Origin of the sequence: Pseudomonas gingeri (genome assembly GCF_013386115.1) — a bacterium.
Taxonomy (GTDB): domain Bacteria; phylum Pseudomonadota; class Gammaproteobacteria; order Pseudomonadales; family Pseudomonadaceae; genus Aquipseudomonas; species Aquipseudomonas gingeri.
Genome location: NZ_JACAOR010000015.1, coordinates 1 through 25,664 on the forward strand (window position 1 = coordinate 1; position 25,664 = coordinate 25,664).

The following is a 25,664-nucleotide window of genomic DNA, read 5'->3' on the forward strand; positions in this document are numbered from 1 at the left end:
TAAATTCCGAAACCCCAATTGCGAAAGCAGTTGGGGTTTTGTTTTTGCGCTGCGGAAAACCCGCGGTGATGAGGTCCTTGAGTCCTGCGGGGATCTGGCGGCCGCCATCGCCGGCAAGCCGGCTCCCACAGGGGGGGCGTGGATGAGGCTGTCTCTGCGGCGTTCCGGCAAGCGTGCTCCCACAGGGGGGCGGGGGATGAGGCCGTCTCTGCGGCGTCCCGGCAAACTGGCTCTCACAGGGGGCGGGGATGAGCTATCTCTGTGGCTTAATTCCATGCCCACACCCTCAGGTTTAGCCTCGGGCGGGCGATATCCTGATCAGCTATACATAAAACACCAGCAGTCCCTGGGTAGCCCTGAATCGAAGAACGGTGCACAAGCTGCTCAACGGAACCCCGGGTTGGTGTAAAATTGTTTGATGGCATTTTGACTCTATTTATTATCTGCACGCGAAAGTGGCAGTGAGGCTGGACCCGCTCTTGTGATTGTCCCCGGGCCCATCTTCTATTTCCCATGACAGGAATCTCGATGCTGGCGTATCACCAAAAAAGCTTTCTGATCGTCGACGATTTCTCCGATTTTCGCAGTTCAGTCAGGTCCATGCTGCGCGAGTTGGGCGTCAAGGAAGTGGACACCGCCGACACCGGGGAGCAGGCCCTGCGCATGTGTGCGCAGAAGCGCTACGATTTTGTCCTGCATGATTACCATCTCGGTGATGGCAGGAAGAATGGGCAGCAGGTGCTTGAAGACCTGATGGTCGACAAGCTGATCAGCCATGAAAGCGTGTTCGTCATGGTCACCGCGGAAAGCAGCCAGGCCATGGTACTCAGTGCCCTGGAACACGAGCCCGACGCCTACCTGACCAAGCCGTTCAACCGTGCCAGCCTTGCCCAGCGCCTGGAGAAGCTGGTCCAGCGCAAGAACCTGCTCAAGCCGATCATGCAGGCACTCGACCGTGACAAACCGGCCGAAGTGCTGGCTGCCTGTACCCGCCTGACCCAGCAGGACACCCGTTTCGCACCGCTGTGCCTGCGCTATCGCGCCGACGCCATGCGCGCGCTCAACCAGAATGAGCCACTGGAACGCTTCCTCAATGGCATCCTCAACGATCGTCCGCTGCCATGGGCTTATGCGATGCTCGGGCAACTGCTCTACAAGCGCGGCCAGATCACTCAGGCCCGGGAACTCTACGAAACCGCGCTCAAGGCCTTTCCGATGATGCCGGCGCTGTACGACGGGCTCGCCGATGTGCTGATGCAGCAGGGCGATACCCGGCGTGCCCAGAGCGTTCTGGAGGAGGCTGTACGGTTGTCCCCGCTGGCGGTACGCCGGCAGTCGTTGTTGGGCAAGCTGGCCATGGCCAACGAGGATTTCGAGAGTGCATCGAAAGCCTATCGCCAGGCCGTGTCCCAGGGCGAGCAATCACGCTTCAAGGATCCCGAAAGCAATCTCGGCCTGGCCCATGCCTTGATCAGCAAGGGCAGCGAGCGGGGCCTGGATACACGTACGCGGCTGGAGATCAACCAGACCCTCAGCGCGGTCGCCAAGGAAAACGCCAACGATCCGGGACTGCAGGTGCGTGCGCGCCTGATGAAGGCCACCAGCCTGCTGCTCAATGATGCCGAAACCGCCGACAAGCTCACCGAGCAGGCGATGGCGCGTCTTGAGGGAATGGAGAACTTCATGAGTGCCGAGGCGGCCTTGCTGGTAGCCAAGCAACTGCAGCAGTTGGGCCAGGTCGATGCCGGTGCCTCGATGCTCAAGAACTGCGTGGAGATCTACGGTGACGATCCTGCTGTGATGAAAGGGATCGCCAAACTGACCGACGACCCGGAGATCCTCGGCAGCGGCAAGGCCGCGATCGATCTCAACGTGCAGGGGGTGCGCAGCTACAAGGGCGGCAACCTGGAAGAGGCGCAGGACCTGTTCCGGCGCGCCCTGGCGCTGCAACCGAAGAATATCAGTATCGCCCTCAACGCCGCGCAGGCCCTGTTGGTGAGCGCGCAGAAGACTGCCGACGCCGCGATCCTCGAAGAGTGTCGTGCCTGCCTGAAAATGGTCGGCAAGATGCCCGACACCGATCCACGTTATGAGAGGTATCAGAAATTGCGCATCCGGGCGTTCGGCGAATGAGTGGCGATGACCAGGGGCTGGATTTTTCCACGGTAATCGCCTCGACCGTGCACGATATGAAGAACTCGCTGGCGATGCTGATGCAAGCCCATGGCCAGTGGCAAAGCCGCCTGCCCGCGAGTCAGCGCGAGGTCCCCGAGCACGGGGTCATCGAGTATGAGTTCGCTCACCTCAACAGCATGCTGGTACAACTGCTGGGCCTGTACAAGCTGGGAGTCAATCAGCTACCGCTGCGCCCCGACTACCATGAAATGGACGATTTCATCGAGGCGCAACTGGCGTGCCGTCAGGAAGTCCTGAGCAGTCGCGGGATTGTCGCCAGCTACGAGGTCGACGATTTCAGCCCGCTGGGTTTCTTCGACCGGGAGCTGATCGGCTCGGTCGTTGGTAATATCGTCACCAATGCCATTCGCTATGCCTGTCATGCCTTGCTGATCGGTGTGCGTGAAGAGGGCGAACAACTGGTAGTGACCATCAATGACGATGGTCCGGGCTACCCGGCACAGATGCTCGAGCGGCAGGCGGACTATGTGCAGGGCATCAACCCCACCACGGGCAGTACCGGCCTGGGTCTGTATTTCGCGGCACGTATTGCCGCCCTGCATGAGCGCAACGGCGTGCGCGGGCGAATCGAGATCGGCAATGGCGGCACTCTCGGCGGTGCATTGTTCAGCCTCTATCTTCCCTGAACCAGGCTTTTTCCTCGCCCCTGCTTGAAATCCCGAACAGGTGGTGCGTATTTTGTACGGGACGCCGTTCACGGCTTGTACAACAACAAGGATTGAGTCATGACGACCGATGGCCAGAGTTCACTCGCGCAGCGATTGACCGGCATTGATGAGATTGAATGTGTCACGCCCGACCTCAATGGCGTACCGCGCGGCAAGGTAATGACCGCCGAAGGTTTCCTCGAGGGACGGCGTTTGCAGATGGCCCGCGGGGTGCTGTTGCAGTGCATCATGGGCGGTTACCCACCCGCGCGTTTTTACGGCAGCGACGATGGCGACCTGGCCCTCAATGCCGATCCGCAGCAGATCCATCGCCTGCCCTGGAGCCAGCAGCCCCGTGCCCTGGCGATCTGCGACGCGGACGAACTGACAGGTGAGAGCTCCCGCCTGTCGACCCGTGGTCAGCTCAAGGCGGTCATCGCCCGCTATGCGGCGCGTGGCCTGGCGCCGGTGGTGGCGACCGAGCTGGAGTTCTTTGTCTTCGCGCCCAATACCGATCCGAGCCAACCCTTCCTGCCGCCCGTGGGCCTCGATGGTCGTCGCGAGGACGGTCATTCGGCCTTCAGTGTCAGTTCCAATAACGGCTTGCGGCCGTTTTTCAGCGAGGTCTATGCGTGCATGGCGGCGCTCGGTCTGCCGCGCGACACCTTCATGCATGAAATGGGCGTCAGCCAGTTCGAGATCAACCTGTTGCACGGTGATCCGCTGTTGCTGGCCGACCAGACCTTCCTGTTCAAGCACCTGCTCAAGGAAGTGGCCCTCAAGCATGGCCTGACCGTGGTCTGCATGGCCAAGCCACTGGCGAAGACACCGGGCAGCTCGATGCATATTCACCAGAGCGTGGTGGAAATTGGCAGCGGGCGAAATGTCTTCAGCGATGCCGCCGGGGAACCGACCGCTATGTTCCGCCACTTTATCGGTGGGCAGCAGGCGGGCATGGCGGACTTCACCGCGCTGTTCGCGCCGAACGTGAATTCCTACCAGCGCCTGTGCCACCCGTTCGCTTCACCGAACAATGCCTGCTGGTCCCACGACAACCGGGCCGCCGGCCTGCGCATTCCGGCCAGCTCGCCGGTGGCGCGGCGGGTGGAAAACCGCCTGCCGGGAGCGGATGCCAATCCCTACCTGGCAATCGCCGCGAGCCTGGCCGCCGGGTTGCACGGGATCGAACAGAAACTGGAGCCGACGGCCGCGATCCAGGGCGAATTCGAGGTTCCGGATTCTTTGTCGCTGCCATGTACCTTGCACGCTGCTCTGGAGCGTCTGAAACGTAGCCAGTTGGCGAAGGATCTGTTCGGCAAGGAGTTCATCGAAGGCTACATCGCTTCGAAGACCATGGAGCTGACCAGTTTCCTGGACGAAATTACTCCCTGGGAAAGGCGTGTCCTGGCCGCCCAGGCTTAGGCTCCAAGCGCTGTAAAAGCAATGCGCGTGGAAATACTGCGTTGAAAACGGACCTGTATTTCCTGTGCTCGCTACGTTTTTACAGCGCCTGGCTTTATAGTCGGGCTATCTTCTCGGGTAGTCCGAAACCTCATTCAAGGAGCCGCTCGGAACGCCGATGCGCCATATCTGGAAATCCTTTCGAGCGCTTTATTTCGCCTCGCTGATGATGTTGATCGGCTCGGGTCTTCTCAGTACCTACCTGGCCTTGCGCCTGGCGGCCGACCATGTCGACGGCCTGTGGGTCGGTGCCCTGATGGCGGCCAACTACTTCGGCCTGGTGCTGGGGGGCAAGATCGGCCACCGGCTGATTGCACGGGTCGGACATATCCGTGCCTACGCCACCTGCGCCGGGATCGTCGGCGCGGCGGTGCTGGGCCATGGGTTGATCGATTGGCTGCCGGCCTGGCTGTTCCTGCGGATGATCGTGGGCCTGGGCATGATGTGCCAGTACATGGTCATCGAAAGCTGGCTGAACGAGCAGGCCGAGGCCAAGCAGCGCGGGGTGGTGTTCAGCGGCTACATGATCGCCTCCTACCTTGGCCTGGTGCTGGGGCAACTGATCCTGGTCATGCACCCGGCCCTCGGGCTTGAACTGCTGATGCTGGTCGCGCTGTGCTTCGCGCTGTGCCTGGTGCCGGTGGCGATGACCCGGCGCATTCACCCGGCGCCCCTGCATCCGGCGCCGCTGGAACCACGCTTTTTCATGAAGCGGGTGCCGCAGTCCCTGACCACGGTGATGGGCGCGGGGATCATCGTCGGCTCCTTCTATGGCCTGGCGCCGCTCTATGCCTCCCAGCAGGGGCTTTCCACCGAGCAGGTCGGTCTGTTCATGGGTTGCTGCATCTTTGCCGGCTTCCTGGTGCAGTGGCCGCTGGGCTGGCTCTCCGATCGCTATGATCGGGCCGTGCTGATCCGCAGCGTCGCTTTCCTGCTGGCCCTGGCCTCCTTGCCGCTGGCGGTATTCTCCACGGCGCCGCTGGAAGTGCTGTTTATCTCCGGGTTCGTGGTGTCGCTGTTGCAGTTCTGCCTGTATCCGCTGGCGGTAGCCTTTTCCAACGACCATATCGAGGGCGATCGACGGGTGTCCCTGACGGCCATGTTGCTGATGACCTACGGTATCGGTGCGAGCATGGGGCCGCTGGCGGCGGGTATCCTGATGAAGCTGTTCGGCAGCCATATGCTCTACGCGTTCTTCAGTTTCTTCGCGTTGATCCTGGTCTGGCGTATCCGGCCGAAGGCCGTGACCAACCTGCACCAGGTCGAAGATGCGCCGTTGCAGCACGTGGTCATGCCCGAAGCCATGTCGCCCCTGGGGGCGGCCCTCGATCCACGGGTCGACGAGCAGATCGTGCTGGATCAGATGTGCGACAGCGTGGTGCCCCCGGCGCCAGAGCCCGAGGTGGTTGCCGAGGTCGATGAGTCGGACCCGGAGCCGGCGCACAAATCGAGCAACTGATAGCACTGATGAAAAAAACGGGCCACCTGATAAGGGTGGCCCGTTTTTTTTTGGAGAGTGAAAGCGCCTGACTCAGTAATCGTCGTCCTTGTCGAAACGCCGTGCCTCGCGCTGCAACTGGTAGACGAAACGCTCGACCTGGCGTTGTACCAGGCCGCTCATGTTGTGGAAACGCACGCCGGCGAAGGTGGTGTTGATCCTTTCTTCGAAATGCAGGTGACGCAACTCCACGGGAGCGGTCATCGGCCCGAAGGGCAGGGCGGCGATAAAACGCTCGTAGACCTGGCCCAACTGCAGGCGGTCGGAGATATCGCCTTCGAAACGCAGCTTGCAACCGCTGGCGGAGATATCCAGCAGCTTGCCGGTGACCGGAGCCTTGAGCTTTTCACCGCTGAGCTCGACATTCACCAGGGCGGTGAGCTTCAAGGCGGCGCGAAACGCATTGCGGCGCTGGTGGTAGACGACTTCCTGGGGGATCGTCCCACGGTAGCAGCCTTCGGTTTCGTCGATGGTCATCGGCTGGGGTTGTTCCCAGGTGATGCGCACGCCCTCGTGGAAACCTTCGACACGGAAAGGCTCGCCTGCCGACAGGAAGCGTTCGCCGTCGCGCGGCATCATTTCGTCCAGGGCCAGGGTGCCGGCCTCCCGGTCGACATCGATCACAAAACTCTGGAAGCGCTGGGTGCGTTCGTGGAACGTGATGATCAACGGGTCATGGCTTTCCTGCAGCATCCGCAGGTTGGCGGCAATTTCCAGAGGTGTGGTTAGCACCTTGGGTGGCTGCGGAGCATCGTCCGCGCTTGGGGCATTGGACACGGTTCATCAATCTCCAGACAAAATACGACTACACGCAAAAGCCAGCATTTTGCCAGCATGTTGCGCGCCTTGGATAGAGCGCGCACCAGTTCGCTTTCAAGCCTGACTGAGTGGGCGAGGCTTCGCAAGCCTGGCGGTCGAGCCGCGGGCATCGTAGAGCGCGGGAGGCTCACCGCCGGTCAGGATCTTCAACTGGTTCGCGGTAGTCGCTTGCTGAACCTGGATGTTGCGTCCGTTGAGCTCGTTGGCTGCCTGGCAATCGGCCAGGAGTCGGGTGAGCACGTCGCTCTGGCTCAGCAGTTCATCGCCCACGCTCGACTGTGCGGCCAGTTGTTCCAGGCCGGCGCGATTGGTGGGCAGATTGAGGCTTGCGAGGATCTGGCTGCGCTTGCGGCCATGCTGTTCCAGCAGAATGATCAGCGCTTGCTTGCGCGCCAGAATATCTTCCAGCTCGAACATGTTGCGTCCGTGGAGCGCCAGGGATTCGGCGCGCAGCAACTCAAGCAGGTCTTGAGCTGGAGCAAAATCTTCGGTGATCAGTTGCAGTAGAGTGGTGTCGTGCATGGCTGGCCTTGGGTTTTAAGCGTCCAAAAGCCTGGCGCGGGCCGGAGCCTAGCGCTGGGCTTCGAAGTTGAGCAGTTTGCTGGCTACGCGGTTGCTGTCGACCTTGTAGCTGCCGTCGGCAATTGCCTGCTTCAACTCGGCCACCCGGGCGCTGTTGACCACAGGCTGCTGCTGCAGCTTGTCAGTGACCTTTTGCAACTGCTGAGCCTCATTGCTGAGGTGTACCGATTCCCCGCTCTGGCTGACCGAGTCGGCCTGGCTGTTGACGGACGCGGACTTGCCGGCACTGTCGGCTTCCTTGCTGGCGCTGCTGCGCGTGCTGCCTGTCAGTGACGGGGCGTTATTCAAACGACTGAAATCGATGACCATGATAAAAAAACCTCTGGGTATTTGGACGCTTGCCTTGTTTTCGGCCATACCCGGAAAAACTTTAGGCTCATCTGAGAATGAGTCTGCACGTGTCGGCTGTATCCCTGTCTGGGGCACAGTTTAGGAAAAGTGGCGACTTCGCGCCAGTTATCTACAAGGCCACTTTTCTCTTCATAAAGCTACCTCTACCTGCCCGGGCGCGGTGACACGGGCTTTGATGACACGTTGCGAGTTGAGGTTCTTGATGCGGATCTGTTCGTTGAGCCCGCCATTGGACAGGGCTTCTCCCGGCATCTTCACTACCAGGCCACCGCTCGTCGCACTGATCACCACCTGGTCGCCCTTGCGGACCACTTCGGCCTGTTCCAGATGCACCAGGGTGATGACCTGATCCATGACCATTGGTCGGACAAGTTTCTGCCCGATGGCCTGGTCGGGCGAAGTCAGGAAGCCCTGGTTGATCAGGCTGATATCCCGCTCACGCAGCGCCACGTCACCCGGTTCGATGATGCCGGCACGCTTGAGCGGGCGGGTGGTCACCACCACGTCGCGGAACAGCTTGACCTGGGCCGGTACGAACACGGTCCAGGGCGAGGTGCCCTCGCAGCGGATTTTCACGGTGACCCGGCCAATCGGCGTCGCGGGGCTCTCCAGGCTGGCTGTCAATTCCTTGTCGCAGGCGGCCATGCGCAGGCGCGGATCCAGTTGATTGACCTGGATTTCATAACGACCTTCGGTTTGACTGGTAGCCAGGTAGTCTTCTACGGTGAACTCAAGAAAGCCTTGGGTCACGCCGATAAGCTGATCAGGCAGGGTCGCCGATTCCGCAAGGGCAGGGCCGCTGGGGTTCAGACAGCATAAAGCCGACAAAACCCAGAGCAATCTGCGGTACTGTGATGTCAGGCGTCGAAAAAATGTCGTTTGTGCTTTCATAACAGTATAAAAAGCAAGGCCCGTGCCGTTTACTCTTGAATGTGCATCGGATCTGAAGCTTTGGTGAGAGGGGTCAGGCATGGCTGGTGTAATGGATTCGGTGAACCAGCGTACGCAACTGGTCGGGCAGAATCGCCTTGAACTGCTGTTGTTCCGTCTCGACGGCCAGCAGTTGTATGGAATCAACGTCTTCAAGGTACGCGAGGTGCTGCAATGCCCCAAGCTGACCCTGATGCCGAAGTCCAATCCGGTGGTGTGCGGTGTGGCGAATATTCGTGGGGCAACCATCCCGATCCTCGATCTGGCGATGGCCACGGGCTCCGGGGCACTCAAGGACCAGAGTAATCCGTTTGTGATCATTACGGAGTACAACACCAAGACCCAGGGTTTCCTGGTGAAGTCGGTGGAGCGCATCGTCAACATGAACTGGGAAGAGATCCATCCGCCGCCCAAGGGCACCGGGCGCGATCACTACCTGACGGCAGTGACGCGAATCGACAACCAGTTGGTGGAGATCATCGACGTCGAGAAGATCCTGGCCGAGGTCTCGCCCACGTCCGAGTCGATTTCCCTCGGCGTGGTCGATGTCGAGACCCAGAGCAAGGCGGTGTCGTTGCGGGTGCTGACGGTCGATGACTCGTCGGTGGCGCGCAAGCAGGTCACGCGCTGCCTGCAGACGGTCGGTGTCGAGGTGGTGGCGCTGAACGACGGCCGGCAGGCGCTGGATTACCTGCGCAAGCTGGTCGACGAGGGCAAGAAGCCGGAAGAAGAGTTCCTGATGATGATTTCGGACATCGAAATGCCCGAAATGGACGGCTATACCCTTACAGCGGAGATCCGCAACGATCCTCGCATGCAAAAGTTGCATATCATCCTGCATACTTCCTTGTCGGGTGTCTTCAATCAGGCGATGGTGAAGAAGGTCGGTGCTGATGACTTCCTCGCCAAGTTCCGTCCTGATGACCTGGCATCCCGGGTGGTTGACCGGATCAAGGCAGCAGAATAACGGCCGGGGACTTTCGTCCCCGGCGGTACAGACGATTTAAGAGGCGGCATCATTGTCTACGGGTAATTTGGATTTCGAACAGTTCCGGGTCTTCCTGGAAAAGGCCTGTGGCATTCTGCTCGGTGAAAACAAGCAATATCTGGTTTCCAGCCGTCTCAACAAACTGATGGAACAGCAAGGCATCAAGTCTCTGGGCGAGTTGGTCCAGAAGATCCAGGCCCAGCCGCGCAGCGGTTTGCGCGAGCAGGTGGTGGATGCCATGACCACCAACGAAACCCTGTGGTTTCGCGACACCTATCCGTTTGAAGTGCTCAAGGGCAAGGTATTGCCGGAAGCGATCAAGGCCAGTCCCGGACAGCGCCTGCGTATCTGGTCGGCGGCCTGTTCATCGGGGCAGGAACCCTATTCGATCTCGATGTCGATCGACGAGTTCGAGCGGACCAACATGGGCCAGTTGAAGGCGGGCGCGCAGATCGTCGCCACCGACCTGTCGGGGCTGATGCTGACCAACTGCAAGACGGGGGAGTACGACAGCCTGGCCATCGGTCGTGGCTTGTCCCCCGAGCGCCTGCAGCGTTACTTCGATCCGAAAGGGCCGGGCCGCTGGGCGGTCAAGGCGCCGATCAAGAGCCGGGTCGAGTTCCGTTCGTTCAACCTGCTGGACAGCTACGCCAGCCTGGGCAAGTTCGATATCGTGTTCTGCCGTAACGTGCTGATCTACTTCTCCGCCGAGGTGAAGAAGGACATCCTCATGCGTATTCACGGGACCCTCAAGCCGGGCGGCTATCTGTTCCTCGGTGCCTCCGAGGCCCTGAACGGCCTGCCGGACCATTACCAGATGGTGCAATGCAGTCCTGGAATCATCTACCAGGCCAAGTAGGCAGCAGGTCCAACGCAGAAAAGGGAGCCCCGGGGGCTCCCTTTTTTTTGCCACTTTTCTTGCCGCCCGCCTTGCCGCTTTGCTGACGCGTGGCGGAAATGCTTTGCCGCTTTTCTGGCATTGCCGCTGTCTGCCACCCCGCAAAGCCTTGATTTACGGCCTTTGAGGAATTGGCATGGGGCTTGCTATAGCTCTGTCAACGAAAAGCCTGTTTCAACGATCAGGTCAACTCTTGAAGGTTTCCCGACATGAGCATCAGCTTCGATAAAGCGCTCGGTATCCATGAGAAAGCCCTGGGCTTCCGCGCCCAACGTGCCGAAGTGCTGGCCAACAACATCGCCAACGCCGACACCCCGAACTACAAGGCTCGGGACATGGACTTTTCCTCGGTGCTCGCCGAGCAGAGCGAAAAGGCCAAGAACGGCACCTTCGCCCTCAACACCACCAACAGCCGTCATATCGAAGCCCAGGGCCTGAGCGATGGCGATGCGGCGTTGCAATACCGCACGCCGATGCAGCCGTCGATCGACCAGAACACCGTGGATGCGCAGATCGAGCAATCGAACTATGCACAGAACGCGGTCGACTTCCAGGCCAGCTTCACCCTGCTCAACAGTAAATTCAAAGGGCTGGTGTCAGCCCTGCGTGGAGAGTAAGCCATGTCCCTCGCCAGCGTTTTCAACATTGCCGGTAGCGGCATGAGTGCCCAGACCACTCGCCTGAACACCGTCGCCAGTAACATCGCCAACGCCGAGACCGTCTCGTCGAGTATCGACAAGACCTACCGTGCGCGCCACCCGGTGTTCGCCACCATGTTCCAGAACGGCCAGAGCGGCGGCAGCGATTCGTTGTTCCAGAACCAGGACGCGGCCGGTCAGGGCGTTCAGGTGATGGGCGTGGTCGAGGACCAGAGCAACCTGGAAGCCCGCTACGAACCGAACCATCCGGCGGCCGACGCCAAGGGGTATGTCTACTACCCGAACGTCAACGTGGTCGAGGAAATGGCCGACATGATCTCTGCCAGCCGCTCGTTCCAGACCAACGCGGAAATGATGAACACCGCCAAGACCATGATGCAGAAGGTTCTGACCCTGGGTCAGTGATAAGGGGCGACAGCCATGAGTGTTTCCGATTCCACCAGCGGTCCCAGCCTCAACGACATCATCAACGCCTCCAACCAGAAGGTGGCGAATAACAGCAACACCGATCCACTGGGCAACGCCATCGGCGGTGCCACCGGCGGGCAGACCCTGGGCAAGGACGCGTTCCTGAAATTGCTGGTGACCCAGCTCAAGAACCAGAACCCGCTGGATCCCCAGGACAACAGCGCCTTCGTCGCCCAGCTGGCCCAGTTCAGCAGCCTGGAAGGCATTACCACGCTCAACACCAGCGTGAACAACATCGCCGGTGCCTTCCAGTCGTCCCAGGCCCTGCAGGCCTCGTCGCTGGTCGGCCGCTCGGTCATCGTGCCGACCGACAAGGCCGTGGTCGATACCAGCAAGCCGTTTACCGGCACGGTGACGATCCCGAGTTCCGTGGACAACCTGACCCTGAAGATCACCGACTCCACCGGCAAGGTGGTCAGGACCATCGACATGGGCAGCCAGAAAGCCGGCAACGCCGCTTTCGCCTGGGATGGCAAGGACGATTCGGGCACCTTGCTGGCCAACGGTACCTACACCTTCAATGCCACCTCGCAGATCGACAGCAAGGCGACCGCCATGGTCACCAACCTGCCGGCGACCGTCAGCAGCGTAAGCCTGGGTCAGAACGGCGGCGAAATGATGCTTAACCTGGCGGGCCTGGGCAGCATTGCTCTGTCCAAAGTCCAGACCATTGGCCTGTAAGAGCCGACCAACGCGAAACAAAGGAGTGAGTTATGTCTTTTAATATCGGTTTGAGCGGTCTCAATGCGGCCCAGAAACAGCTCGACGTAACCGGCAACAACATTGCCAACGTCAACACCACCGGCTTCAAATCCTCCCGCGCGGAATTCGAGGACGTCTACTCGGCGACCAAGCTGGGTGTGGCCGCCAAGACCATCGGTAACGGTGTGAACCTGGCCAACGTTTCGCAGAACTTCGGCAACGGTGGCATGACCGCCACCGGCAACGCGCTGGACATGGGTATCCAGGGCAACGGTTTCTTCACCCTGAGCAGCAACGGTTCGCTGAGCTATACCCGTGCCGGTACCTTCAAGACCGACAAGGACGGCTACATCACCAACTCCGACGGTACTGCCCGCCTGCAAGGTTTTGCCGCCGACTCCAAGGGCAATATCATTCCGGGCGTACTGACCGACCTGCGCATCGACGTATCGAACCTGCCACCGCAGACCAGCACCACGGTGGGTGCGACGATCAACCTCGATTCGAAGTCGCCGGTGATCAACCAGGCAACCACGCCGTTCGACCCGTCGAACCAGGCGAGCTACACCAAGCCGTTCAGCTCCGATATCTATGACACCCAGGGTAACAAGCACTCGCTGGACCAGTATGTGGTCAAGACCGGCGCCAATACCTGGAACGTCTACACACTGATCGACGGGCGCAACCCGAATGGCACGGCGGCTACCGTTCCGACCGTACCGCCTACCGTTCCGCCTGCCGCGACCGACCCTGTGCCGGTGGCAATGGTCTTTGACTCCTCGGGTAAACTGCAGAGTATTGGTGGTGTCGCGGGTGCAACGACAATCCCGGTCCTGGGTTGGGTTCCGGGTGTCGTGACCAACGGTGTTTGGGCTGCCAACGGTGCGGGTTCCAACGATCCTACTGGCAAGGGCATCACGAGCGATTGGTCGAAGACTACCCAGTTCAACGCCGATACTTCCCGTGCCAACATCATCAGCGATGGCTATGCCACCGGCCAGATCACCGATATCAGCATCGATGGCACCGGTACCATTTTCGCCAACTTCAGCAACAACCAGCACAAGGCTATCGGCCAGGTCGCGGTGGCGAGCTTCACCAACGAGCAGGGTCTGCAGCCGAAAGGCGGCACCGCCTGGGTGCAGACCTTTGCTTCGGGCCAACCCGCCTACGACGGTGGTCAGGTCGGTACCAACGGTTCGATCGTTTCCGGCAACCTGGAAGGCTCCAACGTCGACCTGACCAGCGAGCTGGTGGACCTGATCAAGGGCCAGAGCTACTACCAGGCCAACGCCAAGACCATCTCCACCCAGAGCACCATCATGCAGACCATCATCCAGATGACCTGATAATGGCTGGCTGAAGACGCTCCACCAGAAAAGCCCCTTGATCGGGGCTTTTTTGTGCCTGGCTGTCGCACTCGGTATTCTGGGCTGGCTGTCGCACTCGGCATTCTGGCCTGGCTGTTTATCGTAGGAGCCGGCTTGCTGGCGATAGCGGTGTCTCAGGCAGCCCATTTGCTGGCTGTCCTGTCTCAATCGCCAGCACGCCAGCCCCCCTCCACACACATCGGTCATCCGTGTCACCTGGGAGTCGGGCGCTCCATTCGCCAGGCAAAAGAAAACCCCCGCCAGACCCGGGGTCTGGCGGGGGCTTTCGGGTTCGCGCCCGAAGGCGCTTGCCCGCTCAGCTTATTGGCAAGCTTCGCAATCCGGCTCGTCGATGGCACAGGCCTTTGGCACGGGTGCCGGACCGGCTGGGGCCGATACGGTCGGTGCGGCCAGGACCGAATCGTCACCGTGGTTGCCGCCGCTGGAAACAGCGTTCAGCTTGCCGGTGTTGATGGTCGACTTCTCGGTGCTGGTCGCGGCCAGGGCACGGAGGTAGTAGGTGGTCTTCAGGCCACGGTACCAGGCCATGCGGTAGGTCACGTCGAGCTTCTTGCCCGAAGCGCCGGCGATGTACAGGTTCAGCGACTGGGCCTGGTCGATCCACTTCTGGCGACGGCTGGCGGCATCGACGATCCACTTGGTTTCCACTTCGAATGCAGTCGCGTAGAGCTCCTTGAGTTCTTGCGGGATGCGTTCGATCTGCTGCACGGAACCGTCGTAGTACTTCAGGTCGTTGATCATGACCGAGTCCCACAGGCCACGCGCCTTCAGGTCGCGAACCAGGTACGGGTTGATCACGGTGAATTCGCCCGACAGGTTCGATTTCACGTACAGGTTCTGGTAGGTCGGTTCGATCGACTGCGATACGCCGGTGATGTTGGCGATGGTCGCGGTCGGTGCGATGGCCATGATGTTGGAGTTACGAATACCTTTCTGCACGCGGGCACGGACCGGGGCCCAGTCCAGGCTTTCGTTCAGGTCGACATCGATGTACTTCTGGCCACGGGCTTCGATCAGGATCTGTTGCGAATCCAGCGGCAGGATGCCCTTGGACCACAGCGAACCCTGGAACGTCTCGTAGGCACCGCGCTCGTCGGCCAGGTCGCAGGAAGCCTGGATCGCGTAGTAGCTGACCGCTTCCATGGACTTGTCGGCGAACTCGACGGCAGCGTCGGAACCGTAGGCGATGTGCTGCAGGTACAGCGCGTCCTGGAAGCCCATGATGCCGAGACCGACCGGACGGTGCTTGAAGTTGGAGTTCTTCGCCTGAGGCACCGAGTAGTAGTTGATGTCGATCACGTTATCGAGCATGCGTACGGCGGTGTTCACGGTGCGCTGCAGCTTGGCGGTGTCCAACTGGCCGTTGACGATGTGGTTCGGCAGGTTGATCGAGCCCAGGTTGCAGACGGCGATTTCGTCCTTGTTGGTGTTCAGGGTGATCTCGGTGCACAGGTTCGAGCTGTGGACCACGCCCACGTGCTGCTGCGGGCTGCGCAGGTTGCACGGGTCCTTGAAGGTCAGCCATGGGTGGCCGGTCTCGAACAGCATGGACAGCATCTTGCGCCACAGGTCCTTGGCCTGGACGACCTTGAACAGCTTGATCTTGTTGTACTCGGTCAGGGCTTCGTAGTACTCGTAGCGCTCTTCGAAGGCCTTGCCGGTCAGGTCGTGCAGGTCCGGCACTTCCGATGGCGAGAACAGGGTCCACTTGCCGTCATCGAAGACGCGCTTCATGAACAGGTCGGGGATCCAGTTGGCGGTGTTCATGTCGTGGGTACGACGACGGTCGTCGCCGGTGTTCTTGCGCAGCTCGATGAACTCTTCGATGTCCATGTGCCAGGTTTCCAGGTAGGCACAGACCGCGCCCTTGCGCTTGCCGCCCTGGTTGACCGCCACGGCGGTGTCGTTGACCACTTTCAGGAACGGCACGACGCCCTGGGACTTGCCGTTGGTGCCCTTGATGTACGAGCCCAGTGCGCGCACCGGAGTCCAGTCGTTGCCCAGGCCGCCGGCGAATTTCGACAGCATGGCGTTGTCGTGGATCGCGCCGTAGATGCCCGACAGGTCGTCCGGCACGGTGGTCAGGTAGCAGCTCGACAGCTGTGGACGCAGGGTGCCGGCGTTGAACAGGGTCGGGGTCGAAGCCATGTAGTCGAAGGACGACAACAGGTTGTAGAACTCGATGGCGCGGTCTTCACGCTGCTTCTCTTCGATCGCCAGGCCCATGGCCACGCGCATGAAGAAGATCTGCGGCAGTTCGAAACGGATACCGTCCTTGTGGATGAAGTAACGGTCGTACAGGGTCTGCAGGCCCAGGTAGGTGAACTGCTGGTCGCGCTCGTGGTTGATCGCCTTGCCCAGTTTTTCCAGGTCGAACTCGGCCAGGACCGGGTTCAGCAGTTCGAACTCGATACCCTTGGCGACGTAGGCTGGCAGGGCCTTGGCGTACAGGTCGGCCATCTCGTGGTGGGTGGCGCTCTCGGCCACGGCGAGGAAGCTCAGGCCTTCGGCGCGCAGGGTGTCCATCAGCAGGCGGGCGGTGACGAACGAGTAGTTCGGCTCGCGTTCCACCAGGGTGCGGGCGGTCATCACCAGGGCGGTGTTGACGTCCTTCAGGGCCACGCCGTCGTAGAGGTTCTTCAGGGTTTCGCGCTGGATCAGGTCGCCGTCGACTTCTTCCAGGCCTTCGCAGGCTTCGCTGACGATGGTGTTCAGGCGGCCCATGTCCAGAGGCGCGACACTGCCGTCGGCGCGAGTGATACGGATCGACGGGTGGGCGTTGACCGGCTCTTCGGCCGGCGAACGGGTGGCGCGCTCCTTGGCGCGCGAGTCACGGTAGATCACGTAGTCGCGCGCGACTTTCTGTTCGCCGGCGCGCATCAGGGCCAGTTCGACCTGGTCCTGGATTTCCTCGATGTGGATGGTGCCGCCCGAAGGCATGCGCCGCTTGAAGGTCGCGGTGACCTGTTCGGTCAGGCGCGCGACGGTGTCGTGAATACGCGACGAGGCAGCGGCGGTACCGCCTTCAACTGCAAGAAACGCTTTGGTGATGGCGACGGTGATCTTGTCATCGGTGTAAGGAACGACAGTGCCGTTACGCTTGATCACACGCAGTTGGCCCGGCGCGGTAGCAGACAGATCCAGGTTCGAATCGGAAGCCTGCGGCACGGTGCCCTGCGGGTTCTCGCGAGTTGTGTCGGTTTGCATGGGTGTCTCCACGTTCTTTATGTTTGTTTGGGCACCACGAAGGTGCCCACCGTTCCGTCCTGAAGCACTACAACCGACGAGCGTCGTCGGGCATAACCACTTCGGGACAGGAGGAAGGGGGCTGTGGGCGCCGCTTCCTTGCCGAAGTTTCACTGGCGGCGGGCCATGGCCCGCTGCCGAATTCCTGGTGGGTGACAGTCATGTACTGCAACACCCGTACCGTTTTCCCGCGCAGAAGGGGAAAACGGCTGCCATCCGCACGCGCGGTTTGGTCTTCTGAAAATCTGTTTAGTTCAACCCCACGGAAGCAAGAAAAGAGCTTGAGTTTCTCGTCCGAAATGTGTTTGGGTTTTTTGACGGAAAACCCTACATCTAGGGTTTTTTTGCCGCCGGGCTACAAGATAATGCGTTTTTGGGGGCGATTGCAACGTGCTACCTGTGGATAAATCTGTGCGTAATTTGTGTATGAAAGCCTGAAAGCGCGTGTAGGCCACGGCAGCACTGGACCGGACCGTTTGTCACTGTTTTTTACCGCCCGGACAGGGCCGGGACGGATTTTTGCGGGCGCGAACCCTATCACAGAAAATACCCATCACCGAGTGCAAATCCTGGCGTGTGTGCTATTGCCGCACCGTTGCTACAATCGGCCGATCGCATGCTTTCACTCTCCGCTCCCATCATGACAAAAAGACGAGCGGACCCTTTCCCAACCGAGATTTGCAAGCAGAGGTAATCCGTGGAGCAAGAGGCCTGGCAGGTATTGATAGTCGAGGATGACGAGCGTCTGGCCGAGCTGACCCGCGAGTACCTTGAAGGCAATGGCCTGCGGGTCTCCATTGAAGGCAACGGCGCCCTGGCGGCCGAACGGATCGTGCGCGAGCAGCCGGACCTGGTGATTCTCGACCTGATGCTGCCCGGCGAGGATGGCCTGAGTATCTGCCGCAAGGTCCGCGATGCATATGACGGCGTGATCCTGATGCTCACGGCGCGCACCGATGACCTCGATCAGATCCAGGGCCTGGACCTGGGCGCCGACGACTATGTGTGCAAACCCGTGCGGCCGCGCCTGCTGCTGGCGCGCATCCAGGCCTTGCTGCGGCGCAGCGAGCCGGTTGACGTCGCCCCCCAGCAGGTACGGCGCCTGCAGTTCGGACCGTTGGTGATCGATGAGGCCTTGCGCGAAGCCTGGCTGAACGAGGCGGGTATCGAGCTGACCAGCGCCGAATTCGACCTGCTCTGGCTGCTGGTGGCCAACGCCGGGCGGATTCTCTCCCGGGAAGAGATCTTCACTGCCCTGCGGGGGATCGGCTATGACGGCCAGGACCGCTCCATCGATGTGCGCATCTCGCGCATCCGCCCGAAGATCGGCGATGACCCCGAGCATCCGCGGCTGATCAAGACCATTCGCAGCAAGGGCTACCTGTTCGTGCCCGAAGCGGCGGCAGACCTGGCGCCGTGAATTCGATCTTCCTGCGCATCTACGGTGGCATGTGCGCCGCCCTGGTGCTGGTGGCATTGCTCGGGGTGCTGGCGCTGCACCTGCTCAACGAAGTGCGTGGCGAGCAGTACCGCGAGCGGTTGGCCCACGGTACTTTTTCGCTGATGGCCGACAACCTGCAGCCCATGGCCGATATCGAGCGGCGCCGGGCCCTGGCGGTCTGGGAGCGGCTGCTGGGGATTCCGCTGTCGCTGCAATCGATCGGCGAGGCCCATCTCGACCTCGGCCAGCGGACCCGGGTGCTGCGGGGCCAGGCCCTGGTAGTCCAGAGCGGACCCTATGCGGCGCGGGTCTACCGCCTGGTCAGTGACGAGCAGCAGTTGCTGTTGGCCGGGGATGTCCAGCAGATCAGCGAACAGCTGGCGCGGGCGACCATCTACCTGCTGGCCGATGAGCTGGTGCGTTATCCGGTGGCCGAGCAGCCGGCCCGGCTGGCCGCGCTGAAACATGACAAGGGCTTTGGTTTCGACATGCGCCTGGTCACCCTCGAACAGGCCGACATGGACGAGGACCAGCGGCGGCGTATCACCGAAGGCGATACGGTCATGGCGCTGGGCAAGGGCGGCGACTCGATCCGGGTGTTTGCCGGCGTGGCGGGAACCCCCTGGGTCCTGGAAATCGGCCCGCTGTACCAGATGAACCCGTATCCGCCCCAGTGGCTGGTGCTGATCGCCGTGCTGGGACTGAGCCTGATCGGCCTGATCGTCTACCTGCTGGTCCGTCAGTTGGAGCGCCGCCTGCGAGGCCTGGCCTCGGCTGCCACGCGGCTCGCCCAGGGCAGCCTGGAGACGCGGGTGCCGGCCGGTGGGGCGGACTCCATCGGACGCCTGGCCGGTGCCTTCAATGACATGGCCGAGCACTTGCAGCGCTCCTTGATGATCCAGCGCGAACTGGTGCGGGCGGTGTCCCACGAGCTGCGCACACCGGTGGCACGCCTGCGTTTCGGCCTGGAGATGATCGGCGACGCGACCACCGCGCAGGCCCGCGCCAAATACATGGAAGGCATGGACAACGATATCCAGGACCTCGACCGCCTGGTGGACGAGATGCTGACCTATGCGCGGCTGGAGCAGGGTTCTCCGGCGTTGAACTTCCAGCGGATCGATCTCGATGCCCTGGTCAACCAGGTGATCGGCGAACTGGCACCGCTGCGGGCGGATGTGCGGGTTTCGCGGGGTATCTGCCTGTCGGCGGCCGATTGTGACGATGCCTGGGTCGAGGCGGAGCCGCGTTACCTGCATCGAGCCTTGCAGAACCTGGTGAGCAACGCCATGCGCCATGCCCAGTCGCACGTGACCATCAGTTATCAGGTCGGCCAGTTGCGCTGTCGGGTGGATGTCGAGGATGACGGTCCCGGCGTACCGGAAAGTGCCTGGGAACGCATCTTCACGCCGTTCATGCGCCTGGACGACAGCCGTACGCGGGCTTCGGGCGGCCATGGCCTGGGGCTGTCCATCGTGCGACGGATCATTCATTGGCACGACGGTCGTGCCCTGATCGGCAAGAGCAAGAGCCTGGGCGGAGCCTGCTTCAGCCTCAGTTGGCCGCGCCACCAGGAGAAGTAGGCGGCGGGTCTCAGGCCGGGATACTGACCAGGCTCAGCAGGTGCCCGTCCTGGAGCGCGAACTGCGCCTGCAGCTCGACGCCCTGGCACCATTCGCCGGACAGGTCGGTCAGCAGGCGCAGGCGCACATGGCCTTGCTCATCCCATTCCAGTACTTCGGCGTGCTCGAAATAGAAGCGTTTGTGCACCAGCGGGTAGAGCGCCTTGAACAGGCTTTCCTTGACGGAAAAGGTCAGGGTCACCAGCAGGGCGATCTGCTGCGCGGGAGCCGCGGCCATGCGCTGCAGTTCGCCAGGGGTGAGGATTTCCCCCGCCAGGCGTTCGGCGCGCTCGTGGGACAGCAGGTTTTCCAGGTCCATCCCCAGGCCGCGCCAGTGTCGCTTGTCGGCGACGATGGCCGCCGCGCGACCGCTGCTGTGGGTGATCGAACCGCAGGCATGACCGGGCCAGACGGGAGCGCGGTCTTCGCCGATCGGCGGCACGCAGTCGGTGCCGTCCAGTTGCAACAGGGCAGCGCGGGCACAGAGGCGTCCGGCGAGAAATTCGGCCTGGCGCTTGGCCACCGAGCGCTGGATGCTCGCCGGTGCTTCTATCCGGCTGCGCTGGAAGTCGTCCGCGGCCAGGTGGCCCGGGTTGAAGTGGGTGCCGAGCAGCACGCTGTGAGGCACGGCCAGCGGTAGTGGCCAATGTTCGTCGAGCGGTGTGCAGCAGGCGGGAAGAGCGGGGAGCGGGTTCATACCGGGCATTTTGCCGGGTCCGGCCCGGGCTGGGTAGGGGCCAATCCGATTCAGGTCCGGTTCAGCCTGTGTTCAGGGGGAGTTCAGGGCCACTTGGGTACTCTGTATCGGTGATGATGCGCCGGGTCTGCAGCCGCTGGTTTGCCGTATCTTTTACGAAACACTTTGGCCGAACTGAGTTACCGTTATCGGTGAGGCGATGCCCGGATCGTTGGAGAGCGTTATGAAGTTGCTGGTGGTAGAAGATGAGGCGCTGTTGCGCCATCACTTGCAAACCCGATTGACCGACAGTGGCCATGTGGTCGAATCGGTCGGCAATGCCGAAGAGGCGTTGTACCAGACCGAACAGTTCAACCATGACCTGGCGGTGATCGACCTTGGCCTGCCGGGAATGGGCGGCCTGGACCTGATCCGCCAGTTGCGCGCGCGCGGCAAGGTGTTCCCGATCCTGATCCTGACCGCCCGCGGCAACTGGCAGGACAAGGTCGAGGGCCTGGCCGCCGGTGCCGACGACTATGTGGTCAAGCCTTTCCAGTTCGAGGAACTGGAGGCCCGGATGAATGCCCTGCTGCGTCGTTCCAGCGGCTTCACCCAATCGACGATCACCGCCGGGCCGCTGCTGCTGGACCTCAATCGCAAGCAGGCGTCCCTCGAGGACCAGCCCCTGGCCCTGACCGCCTACGAATACCGGATCCTCGAATACCTGATGCGTCATCACCAGCAGGTGGTCGCCAAGGACCGCCTGATGGAGCAGTTGTACCCGGACGACGACGAGCGTGATCCGAACGTGATCGAAGTGCTGGTCGGACGCCTGCGGCGCAAGCTGGAAGGTCCGGTGGGCTTCAAGCCGATCGATACCGTGCGTGGCCTGGGCTATCTGTTCAACGAGCGCTGCCGGTGATTCGTTCGCTACGGGTGCGGCTGATGCTGGCCGCCACGACCCTGGCGATTCTATTCATGCTGGCGCTGTTGCCGGCGATGCAGGGGGCTTTCAGCCTGGCATTGCAGGACTCCATCGAGCAACGCCTGGCCTCGGATGTCACCACGCTGATTTCCGCGGCGCGGGTGGACAACAAGAAGCAGCTGCAGATGCCCGAGCTGTTGCCCGACGAACAGTTCAACCTGCCGGACAGTCGCCTGCTCGGCTACATCTTCGACCGCGACGGCCGGCTGGTCTGGCGCTCACGGGCCACCCAGGAAGAAAACATCAACTACAAGCCGCGTTATGACGGGCGCGGCAACGAGTTCGCGAAGATTCGCGAGGACAACGGCCACGAATTCTTTGTCTATGATGTCGAGGTCAAGCTGCTCGGTGGCAAGAGCGCGGCCTACAGTTTTGTCGCCCTGCAACCGATGCGCGAATACAAGATGACCCTCGCCGGTTTGCGCGAGAAGCTCTACCTGGGCTTCGGCGCGGCGCTGTCGGTGCTGTTGGCGCTGCTCTGGATCGGCCTGACCTGGGGCCTGCGGGCACTGCGGCGCCTGAGCCAGGAGCTGGACCAGATTGAAAGCGGCGAACTGCAGAGCCTCAGTGAAGAGCACCCGCGCGAACTGCTGCGCCTGACCGGTTCCCTCAACCGCCTGCTGCACAGCGAGCGCGAGCAGCGCAGCCGCTACCGCGATTCCCTGGATGACCTGGCCCACAGCCTGAAGACCCCGCTGGCGGTCTTGCAGGGCGTCAGCGAAGGCATGGCCCAGCGCCCGCAGGATCGCGACCAGGCGTGGATCCTGCAAAGCCAGATCGAACGCATGAACCAGCAGATCAGCTACCAGTTGCAGCGTGCCAGCCTGCGCAAGAGCGGCCTGGTCCGGCACCAGGTCGAGTTGCGGCCGGTACTCGAAAGCCTGTGCAACACCCTGGACAAGGTCTATCGCGACAAGCAGGTCCGGGTGGACATCGATGTGCCCGAGTTCAGCCATGTGCCGATCGAGCAGGGCGCCTTGCTGGAATTGCTCGGGAACCTGCTGGAAAACGCCTATCGCTTGTGCCTGAGCCAGATCCGCATCAGCCTGCGGCGTGGCTTGCAGGGCATCGAAGTGTACGTCGAGGATGACGGCCCCGGCGTTCCTCCCGACCAGCGCGCGCGGATTCTCAAGCGCGGCGAGCGCCTGGACCGCCAGCATCCCGGGCAGGGCATCGGCCTGGCGGTGGTCAAGGACATCATCGAAAGCTACGACGCCGAACTGACCCTGGGCGATTCATCCCTGGGCGGCGCGTCGTTCCGTATCCACTTCCCGGCGCTTTGACGCCCTACGACTCCCGGGCGCGATAGGCGCCCGGTGTCAGCCCGGTCCACTTCTTGAACGCCCGGTGGAACGCCGAAGGTTCGGAAAAGCCCAACTGCTCGGCGATCTGTTGCAATGACAGCTCGCTGCGTCCCAGGTGGTAGATGGCGATATCCCGCCGCAGCTGATCCTTGAGTTCCTGGAAGCTCGTGCCTTCCTCGCGCAGATGCCGGCGCAGGGTCTGTGCGCTGATGTGCAGGTGCTGGGCCACGGCGTCCAGGTCGGGCCAGCGACTGGCGTCACGGCTGAGCAGGCGGCGCAACTGGCTGCTCAGGCTGTCGCCGTCGTCGGGGCGGGCCAGCAGGTCGGCCGGGGCCCGGCCGAGAAACTGCTTGAGGGTCCGCTCATCCTGCAACAACGGCATGCCCAGGTAGCGGCTGGCGAACAGCAGGCTGGTGTGCGTCGCCGAAAATTCCAGGGTGCAGGGAAACAGCAGGTCGTACTCGTTGGCGTGTTCGGGGCGCGGGTACTCGAACGTGGCCTGTTCCAGGCGGATGCGCTGGCCGATCAGCCAGCTGCCGAGGCGATGCCAGATCACCAGCAGGCATTCACAGAGAAAATGATCCGGGTCCCACAGGTTCGAGGTGTCGAGGATCAGGCGGGCCTTGTCGCCTTCGCGGACCAGGCTCAGGCGCGGCGCGTCGGGAAACAGCCCGTAGAACAGCAACCCGCGGTTCAAGGCCTTTTCCAGGCTGGTGCAATGGATCAGCGAGTGGCACATCATGGCGAAGGTGCCACGCTGGCAGCGGCTCTGGCCGAAGCCCAGGTACTCGTCGTCCAGTTCCAGCCACAGGCCTTGCAGCAGTTGGGTGAACTGTTCGGGCGCCAGGCGCGCCTTCGGTTCGCTCAGCAGTTCGGGAGCGATCCCCAGTCGTTGCAGCAGGCCCGAACAGGCGTGACCCCGCCGCCGCGCGCCTTCCAGGGCGGCGTGGGCGAAATGACTGGCGATGCTGCGTTCTCGCATGGGGCGGTCCCGTCCATTGAATGGCGGATCTTAGCCAGGGATGTCCGCCATGAACAAGGCGGATATCCGCCAAAATCGACGGCTGTCGGTGGTGGAAGGGCGGAAATCCGCCATCTATGCTGTAAGTGCTGGCTGACAGAAAATCCGTGAAGGGCTGATGGCTAAAGGCTTTGTCGGAGTTTTCCGAAAGTGGCACGGGCTTTGCGATAGGCGAGAGGTCTGCCCCACGCAGTTCGACAAACAACAAATCCCTCCAGCGCAGGAGGGTTCGTGCTTCAGGTTATGCATCTGTCAGATGGATGACAGTTGTGTGATCTCTTGAGGAACTTTGCAATGACGACTCGTCAGCCACTGTACAAATCCCTGTATTTCCAGGTAGTCGTAGCAATCGCTATCGGCATCCTGCTCGGCCACTTCTACCCACAGACCGGCGTGGCCCTCAAGCCACTGGGTGACGGCTTCATCAAGCTGATCAAGATGGTCATCGCCCCGATCATTTTCTGCACCGTGGTCAGCGGCATCGCTGGCATGCAAAGCATGAAATCGGTCGGCAAGACCGGCGGCTACGCCCTGCTGTACTTCGAAATCGTCTCGACCATCGCGCTGCTGATCGGTCTGGTCGTGGTCAACGTGATCCAGCCGGGCAACGGCATGCACATCGACGTCGCCACCCTGGATGCCTCGAAAGTCGCTGCCTACGTTTCCGCTGGCGCAGACCAGAGCATCGTCGGCTTCATCTTGAACGTGATCCCGGCCACCATCGTCGGCGCGTTCGCCAACGGCGACATCCTGCAAGTGCTGATGTTCTCGGTGATCTTCGGTTTCGCCCTGCATCGCCTGGGTGCCTACGGCAAGCCGGTGCTGGACTTCATCGATCGTTTCGCCCACGTGATGTTCAACATCATCAACATGATCATGAAACTGGCGCCACTGGGTGCGCTGGGTGCCATGGCCTTCACCATCGGTGCCTACGGCGTGGGTTCCCTGGTGCAACTCGGCCAGCTGATGATCTGCTTCTACATCACCTGCATCCTGTTCGTGGTGGTCGTGCTGGGCGCCATCTGCCGCGCACACGGCTTCAGCGTCCTGAAGCTGGTTCGCTACATCCGTGAAGAGCTGCTGATCGTACTGGGTACTTCCTCGTCGGAATCGGCCCTGCCACGCATGCTGATCAAGATGGAGCGCCTGGGTGCGAAGAAGTCGGTAGTCGGCCTGGTGATTCCAACCGGTTACTCCTTCAACCTCGACGGCACCTCGATCTACCTGACCATGGCGGCCGTGTTCATCGCCCAGGCGACCGACACCCACATGGACATCACCCACCAGATCACCCTGCTGCTGGTGCTGCTGCTGTCCTCCAAGGGCGCTGCGGGCGTGACCGGTAGTGGTTTCATCGTTCTGGCCGCCACCCTGTCCGCCGTCGGCCACCTGCCGGTTGCCGGCCTGGCGCTGATCCTCGGTATCGACCGCTTCATGTCCGAAGCCCGCGCGCTCACCAACCTGGTCGGTAACGCCGTGGCGACCGTGGTCGTGGCCAAGTGGGTCAAGGAGCTGGACGAAGACAAGCTGCACGCGGAACTGGCTTCCGGCGGTCGCGGCATTGAAGACGAGCGTGTACTGGACGACCTGGGCGTGGCCGAAGGCCAGGCGCCAAGCGTCAAGTAAGATCGCCTGCTGAATGAAAAAACCCATCTTCGGATGGGTTTTTTCATGCCTGCGCAAAATGTCCGCTGAGCGTTTGCGTCAGGACCGCTGAGCGTTGCGGTGATTGCCGCCCGGCGATGGGCTGCCTACTCTGGAACTCATCGACCTGGATTA

Annotated in this window: 22 protein-coding genes; 15 read left to right on the plus strand and 7 right to left on the minus strand. The window is 61.6% G+C overall.

The features are described from left to right. Positions 1–528: 528 nt before the first annotated feature. The 4 genes from HX881_RS29515 to HX881_RS29530 all read left to right on the plus strand — a co-directional run bounded on the left by HX881_RS29515 (position 529) and on the right by HX881_RS29530 (position 5,763). Positions 529–2,133 carry a tetratricopeptide repeat-containing response regulator gene (locus tag HX881_RS29515; RefSeq protein WP_017124034.1) on the plus strand — a complete coding sequence of 535 codons (1,605 nt, stop codon included), beginning with the start codon at positions 529–531 and terminating at the stop codon, positions 2,131–2,133. Further along, complete coding sequence (locus tag HX881_RS29520; protein ID WP_017124033.1) at positions 2,130–2,822, plus strand: sensor histidine kinase; 693 nt, start codon at positions 2,130–2,132, stop codon at positions 2,820–2,822. The genes HX881_RS29515 and HX881_RS29520 overlap by 4 nt, the downstream gene beginning before the upstream one ends. 201 nt (positions 2,823–3,023) lie before the next feature. Beyond that, complete coding sequence (locus HX881_RS29525; RefSeq protein ID WP_177088230.1) at positions 3,024–4,265, plus strand: glutamine synthetase family protein; 1,242 nt, start codon at positions 3,024–3,026, stop codon at positions 4,263–4,265. Positions 4,266–4,422: 157 nt separating this feature from the next. Continuing rightward, positions 4,423–5,763, plus strand: a complete 1,341-nt coding sequence (locus tag HX881_RS29530) for an MFS transporter (protein WP_017124031.1) — start codon at positions 4,423–4,425, stop codon at positions 5,761–5,763. Positions 5,764–5,835: 72 nt separating this feature from the next. Here the strand turns inward: HX881_RS29530 and HX881_RS29535 are convergent, their stop codons facing one another. The 4 genes from HX881_RS29535 to flgA all read right to left on the minus strand — a co-directional run bounded on the left by HX881_RS29535 (position 5,836) and on the right by flgA (position 8,445). Then, entirely contained in the window at positions 5,836–6,579 is a 744-nt protein-coding gene (locus HX881_RS29535; protein ID WP_042934498.1) for a flagellar brake protein, read from the minus strand. A gap of 96 nt (positions 6,580–6,675) precedes the next feature. Continuing rightward, complete coding sequence (locus tag HX881_RS29540; protein ID WP_017124029.1) at positions 6,676–7,143, minus strand: flagella synthesis protein FlgN; 468 nt, start codon at positions 7,141–7,143, stop codon at positions 6,676–6,678. A 48-nt stretch (positions 7,144–7,191) separates the two neighbouring features. Then, complete coding sequence (gene flgM / locus HX881_RS29545) at positions 7,192–7,512, minus strand: flagellar biosynthesis anti-sigma factor FlgM (RefSeq protein WP_017124028.1); 321 nt, start codon at positions 7,510–7,512, stop codon at positions 7,192–7,194. A 171-nt stretch (positions 7,513–7,683) separates the two neighbouring features. Continuing rightward, positions 7,684–8,445, minus strand: a complete 762-nt coding sequence (gene flgA, locus HX881_RS29550; protein WP_042934496.1) for a flagellar basal body P-ring formation chaperone FlgA — start codon at positions 8,443–8,445, stop codon at positions 7,684–7,686. 79 nt (positions 8,446–8,524) lie between these two features. Here flgA and HX881_RS29555 point away from each other — a divergent pair, with 79 nt between their 5' ends. The 6 genes from HX881_RS29555 to flgE all read left to right on the plus strand — a co-directional run bounded on the left by HX881_RS29555 (position 8,525) and on the right by flgE (position 13,548). Continuing rightward, positions 8,525–9,451: a chemotaxis protein CheV gene (locus tag HX881_RS29555; protein ID WP_042934495.1), complete on the plus strand. Its 927-nt coding sequence runs from the start codon at positions 8,525–8,527 to the stop codon at positions 9,449–9,451. A gap of 52 nt (positions 9,452–9,503) precedes the next feature. Next, positions 9,504–10,331, plus strand: a complete 828-nt coding sequence (gene cheR / locus HX881_RS29560) for a protein-glutamate O-methyltransferase CheR (RefSeq protein ID WP_042934494.1) — start codon at positions 9,504–9,506, stop codon at positions 10,329–10,331. Between the two features lie 248 nt (positions 10,332–10,579). After that, positions 10,580–10,987 (plus strand): flagellar basal body rod protein FlgB, encoded by a 408-nt coding sequence (gene flgB, locus HX881_RS29565; RefSeq protein ID WP_017124024.1) that lies wholly within the window; start codon positions 10,580–10,582, stop codon positions 10,985–10,987. Between the two features lie 3 nt (positions 10,988–10,990). Continuing rightward, positions 10,991–11,434 carry a flagellar basal body rod protein FlgC gene (gene flgC / locus HX881_RS29570; protein WP_017124023.1) on the plus strand — a complete coding sequence of 148 codons (444 nt, stop codon included), beginning with the start codon at positions 10,991–10,993 and terminating at the stop codon, positions 11,432–11,434. A 15-nt stretch (positions 11,435–11,449) separates the two neighbouring features. Continuing rightward, complete coding sequence (gene flgD, locus HX881_RS29575; protein ID WP_017124022.1) at positions 11,450–12,178, plus strand: flagellar hook assembly protein FlgD; 729 nt, start codon at positions 11,450–11,452, stop codon at positions 12,176–12,178. Positions 12,179–12,210: 32 nt separating this feature from the next. Further along, positions 12,211–13,548, plus strand: a complete 1,338-nt coding sequence (gene flgE, locus HX881_RS29580; protein ID WP_017124021.1) for a flagellar hook protein FlgE — start codon at positions 12,211–12,213, stop codon at positions 13,546–13,548. Positions 13,549–13,890: 342 nt separating this feature from the next. On the opposite strand, the gene HX881_RS29585 is transcribed toward flgE, so the two are convergent. After that, on the minus strand, positions 13,891–16,797 hold the full coding sequence (locus tag HX881_RS29585) for a ribonucleoside-diphosphate reductase subunit alpha (RefSeq protein WP_103032550.1): 2,907 nt from the start codon (positions 16,795–16,797) through the stop codon (positions 13,891–13,893). A gap of 736 nt (positions 16,798–17,533) precedes the next feature. Here HX881_RS29585 and HX881_RS29590 point away from each other — a divergent pair. Further along, positions 17,534–18,256 (plus strand): winged helix-turn-helix domain-containing protein, encoded by a 723-nt coding sequence (locus HX881_RS29590; protein ID WP_177088127.1) that lies wholly within the window; start codon positions 17,534–17,536, stop codon positions 18,254–18,256. After that, a complete protein-coding gene (locus HX881_RS29595) occupies positions 18,253–19,860 on the plus strand; it encodes an ATP-binding protein (RefSeq protein ID WP_017124018.1) in 1,608 nt (535 codons plus the stop codon). Before HX881_RS29590 ends, HX881_RS29595 begins: the two co-directional genes overlap by 4 nt. A 10-nt stretch (positions 19,861–19,870) precedes the next feature. Here HX881_RS29595 and HX881_RS29600 read toward each other — a convergent pair whose 3' ends face one another. Then, positions 19,871–20,596 (minus strand): 4'-phosphopantetheinyl transferase family protein, encoded by a 726-nt coding sequence (locus HX881_RS29600; RefSeq protein WP_218171805.1) that lies wholly within the window; start codon positions 20,594–20,596, stop codon positions 19,871–19,873. A 223-nt stretch (positions 20,597–20,819) separates the two neighbouring features. Between HX881_RS29600 and HX881_RS29605 the strand changes: the two genes are divergently transcribed. Both HX881_RS29605 and HX881_RS29610 read left to right on the plus strand, forming a co-directional pair. Then, positions 20,820–21,497: a response regulator gene (locus HX881_RS29605; RefSeq protein ID WP_017124016.1), complete on the plus strand. Its 678-nt coding sequence runs from the start codon at positions 20,820–20,822 to the stop codon at positions 21,495–21,497. Next, positions 21,494–22,843 carry an ATP-binding protein gene (locus HX881_RS29610; protein WP_017124015.1) on the plus strand — a complete coding sequence of 450 codons (1,350 nt, stop codon included), beginning with the start codon at positions 21,494–21,496 and terminating at the stop codon, positions 22,841–22,843. Before HX881_RS29605 ends, HX881_RS29610 begins: the two co-directional genes overlap by 4 nt. Before the next feature lie 4 nt (positions 22,844–22,847). On the opposite strand, the gene HX881_RS29615 is transcribed toward HX881_RS29610, so the two are convergent. Then, a complete protein-coding gene (locus HX881_RS29615; RefSeq protein ID WP_177088131.1) occupies positions 22,848–23,846 on the minus strand; it encodes an AraC family transcriptional regulator in 999 nt (332 codons plus the stop codon). A gap of 333 nt (positions 23,847–24,179) precedes the next feature. On the opposite strand from HX881_RS29615, the gene HX881_RS29620 reads away from it, so the two are divergent. Beyond that, positions 24,180–25,511, plus strand: coding sequence for a dicarboxylate/amino acid:cation symporter (locus HX881_RS29620; RefSeq protein WP_017124013.1), 1,332 nt, complete (start codon positions 24,180–24,182; stop codon positions 25,509–25,511). The last annotated feature ends 153 nt before the right edge of the window (positions 25,512–25,664 follow it).